The organism is Kitasatospora sp. NPDC048540 (genome assembly GCF_040651175.1).
In the GTDB taxonomy this organism is placed as follows: Bacteria; Actinomycetota; Actinomycetes; order Streptomycetales; family Streptomycetaceae; genus Kitasatospora.
This window is the reverse complement of the sequence record NZ_JBEZIR010000247.1, coordinates 1-3,726: the sequence shown is the minus strand read 5'-3', so window position 1 is coordinate 3,726 and position 3,726 is coordinate 1. Positions and strand designations below refer to the sequence as shown.

Sequence of the window (3,726 nt, the reverse complement as noted above, 5' to 3'; positions counted from 1 at the left end):
CGATAGGCATCACGGTCGACAAAAACGGCACTCGAGCCTACGTCACCAACCACGGGGACAACACCGTAACGGTGATCGATACCGCGAGCCAGCAGCCTGTCGGATCCCCCATCCCCGTCGGCCAACACCCCACGAGTGTCGCCACCAGTGCGGATGGTGGCCGTGCGTACGTCACCAACCGGACGGACGGCACGGTAACGGTGATCGATACCGCGAGCCAGGAACCTGTCGGATCCCCCATCCCCGTCGGCAAACACCCGATAGGCATCACGGTCGACAAAAACGGCACTCGAGCCTACGTCACCAACCACGGGGACAACACCGTAACGGTGATCGATACCGCGAGCCAGCAGACTGTCGGATCCCCCGTCGAGGTTGGCGAGAGCCCCGCCGGAATCACCGTAACGACGGCCGGAGAGCGCGTCTACGTGGCGAATAACGGCGGGGGCTCGGTGACTGAGATCGACACCGCTACTAACCAGCGCGTCCAGGAAATCCCACTCGACCATGGCCCGTACGGGGCGGTATTGAGCGCCGGCGGTGAACGTCTGGCTGTATCTCGCACCCAGGCCGACGACGCTGTCTTTCTCGATGCGGCTATCCAGGAGGGCAGGCAGATCGGTCTGCGGTCCGAGCATTCCTTCCGCTACGCCATCGGATCCGACAACCCCGCACTGGGTACCGTTCCAGCCATGCATGGAGGACCGTCCCGTGCCTCGGCAACGCACCTCGTCGATCTTGATGACGGCACCATCGCGTTCCGTTGGGCCAACGGCCAGTACGTCAGCCAGCACCAGGGAGGGTCCGATACCACGGACGGCTATCTTGGCCTAGACCATAAGCTAACCCGTAACGGTAAATTCATCCGCGTCGACCTAGGCGAGGGGAAGTTCGCGCTGCTAGCTCAGCAAAGGATCGCTCCATGCCGCACCGACGCCACGGATCCCGAGCTTCCAGTTCCTACACATCTCTCCGAGATGACGGAAGGCCGCGGCTGCTTCGTCAGTTCTCGAAATCTTAACGCTCCCGCCGGCCGCGGCTCATTGGCAGCGAATGCACCAGGCGTGGGCCCCACAGAGACGTTTACCGCCGCCGATTTCCAAGCTCTACCCCCTGAGCCTGGAAAATCAACGTTCCTCAGCGGCACTCGCTCCGCGGACGGGATGTGGACATCGCCCAAGCCGCTCGGCGGCGCGGGCGGGCAGGGAGAATTCCGTGGAGTTTCACCGGGGCTCGCCACAACCCCCAATGGCGAAACCCACTATGTTGGCATCACGGATGGCGCTGCCATCATGCATCGAATTAAATCCGGTAATTCCATGACAAATTGGCAGGCGCTCCCCGGACTTCCGTCCGGCACTCCGCAGAGCATCTCCGTGGCCGCTCTGCCGAATGGGGAAACTCAATATCTTGCCATCAGTTCTCACCCGACCCATCCAACTCTCTGGCACAACCTCCGGCAGCAAAACGGCGAGTGGCAGGGGTGGGAGTCCGTCGATACGTCGCCGTTCCCTGGCGGACACTTCATGCAGACAGCCATAACTGGCATGCCGAACGGTGACTCGCAGATCATGGTCCAGGGAATGATGGGCCTCACGCATCGCGTCCGGCACGCAGACGGCAGCTGGGGTAACTGGTCACTAGTCGGCGGCTGGCCAGGGGTATCGGCAAATTCACCCGCTATAGTGGGACTTCCGAACGGCGAATCGCGGGCCTTCGGCCTCAATGCCGACGGCCGGCTCTGGCATCGTGTCCGGCACGCCGATGGGACCTGGGGCTCGATCACGGAGCCGGCTGGAATCCCACAGGCCATCTCAGTGTCCGCCTCGGCATCGCCGGACGGAACGATCCATATCCTGCTGGCCGATCTTGACGGCGGGGTCCGGCATGTAGTTCTGCACCCCGATGGGCGTTGGGACCCGCCAAAGCGCCCCAACGGCTACCTCGGGATGCCGACATTGACCGCTAATCGACCTGCCGTTACCGCAGGATCCGGCTCGGGTAGCATCGAAATCCTCACAGACCACCGGCCTTAAGAGCTCGTAACACGATCTTGTGGGCTGGTGCAGGTCAGCCGTAACCGGTATGACGATTGCGCCGTTCGTGAGGACATGAGCGTCAACCCCTGGGTCGTGGACGACGAGTTGTGGGCAATGATCGAGCCGATGCTGCCGCCCTGGCCCGATCGCTCGCCCGGACCCAAGCCGGTCCCCGACCCGACTGTGCCTGCAGGGCATCCTTTTCGTGCTCTACGCCGGGATCCCGTGGCAGCAGCTGCCGTTGGAGCTGGGCTTCGGCTCCGGCCAGACCTGTGGGAGGCGCCTGGAGCGATGGCAGGAAACCGGGGCCTTCGACCAGCTGCACCGGGCACTTCTGGCGGAACTGAACGCGGCCGGCGAACTGGTACTGGAGTCGCGCGTGCGTGGACGTCCCCCACGTGCGCGCGAAAGAGGTGCCCCTATGGTTTCCGTCAAGCGGCGGTGACGGCCGGGGGTTCGTAGAGGGTGCCGTCTCGGAGCATGGCGAAGAGGACGTTGATGCGTCTGCGGGCCAGGCAGACGAGGGCGGCGACGTGGTGTTTGCCCTGTCGCCGCTTCTTGTCGTAGTAGGCGCGTGACTCGGGCTGGGACAGTGAGGCGAACGCGGCAAGGTAGAAGGCCCGTTTGAGCTGTTTGTTGCCCCGTCGCGAGGGGTGTTCGCCGCGGATCGAGGAGCCGGAGGCGCGGGTGACGGGCGCCAGGCCGGCGTAGGCGGCGAGGTGTCCGGCGGTCGGGAAGGCCTTCGCGTCGCCGACGTCGACGAGGATCCGGGCGGCGGTCCTGACTCCGATGCCGGGCATCGAGGTCAGGACCGTGGAAAGAGAGGGTGGGCCTCCAGTAGTTCTTCGATCCTCGCGGCGAGGTGTTTGCGCTGGTTGAGCTGAGTGAGCTGGCGAGGCTGGGGACGATCAAGGCGGCGGCCTCGGTGCCGGGGACGATGACGGTCTGCTCGTCCAGGGCGGTGAAGATGTCCTCGACCCCATGGCGGGGCCACGAAGACGGTAGCGGGGCGCCGCGACGGGCCCGTCGCCGGTCGACCGCCGCAAGACCGGCAGCAAGCACCACCTGATCACCGACGGCGACGGCATCCCGCTCAAGGTCATCACCACCGCGGCGAACGTCAACGACGTCACCCAGAACCTCGCCCTGGTCGACGGAGTCCCCACCGGCCGCCGGCCGCGTCGGCCACCCCCGCAAGCGCCCCGGGGCTCTCCTGGGTGACAGGGGCCACGCGATGTCCCGCTACAGCGAGCGACGCACCGACGCCGCCCTGACGGCCTCCCCGCCATCACCAGCCCGCCGTCACCGTCACCGTCCTCGGCCCCGGGATTGGGCTTGGGACAAGGCCTATGACCGTACAGACCCGATTCGGCCACAACGCTGAACGGGACTGGCCAGCCGATGAGGGGTTCAGCCCAGGCCGTAGGAACGCCGCGGTTGCCACAGCCATCAGACCCGGTTGAGGACAGGCCGATGCCCCTTGACGTCAAGGACTACACGGGCGTTGGAGACCGGAACCTGCCGGAACTTGTCCGATCCACCAGTGCCACAACCACGCAACTGAGGGATGACCCTTCACAGGGGCGACGCAGCCAGGTCTTGCAGGGACAGCATAGACGGCCGTTCTCCCTGCCACGAGACCAAACGTCTCGTTGGAGGGGGAAACGCCGCCCGGGGGACACAGGCC

Annotated in this window: 1 protein-coding gene and 3 pseudogenes; 3 read left to right on the top strand and 1 reads right to left on the bottom strand. The window is 65.3% G+C overall.

What is annotated here, in order from left to right:
- A pseudogene (locus AB0D08_RS40500) lies at window positions 1–2,036 on the top strand (hypothetical protein); the annotation flags it as partial.
- A gap of 148 nt (window positions 2,037–2,184) precedes the next feature.
- Window positions 2,185–2,484 carry a transposase gene (locus tag AB0D08_RS40495; protein WP_359895376.1) on the top strand — a complete coding sequence of 100 codons (300 nt, stop codon included), beginning with the start codon at window positions 2,185–2,187 and terminating at the stop codon, window positions 2,482–2,484.
- On the opposite strand, the pseudogene AB0D08_RS40490 reads toward AB0D08_RS40495, so the two are convergent.
- Window positions 2,471–3,017: pseudogene (locus tag AB0D08_RS40490) on the bottom strand (transposase); the annotation flags it as partial. The gene AB0D08_RS40495 and the pseudogene AB0D08_RS40490 sit on opposite strands and share 14 nt — an antisense overlap.
- Before the next feature lie 42 nt (window positions 3,018–3,059).
- Between AB0D08_RS40490 and AB0D08_RS40485 the strand changes: the two are divergent.
- Window positions 3,060–3,203: pseudogene (locus tag AB0D08_RS40485) on the top strand (transposase); the annotation flags it as partial.
- Window positions 3,204–3,726: the final 523 nt, after the last annotated feature.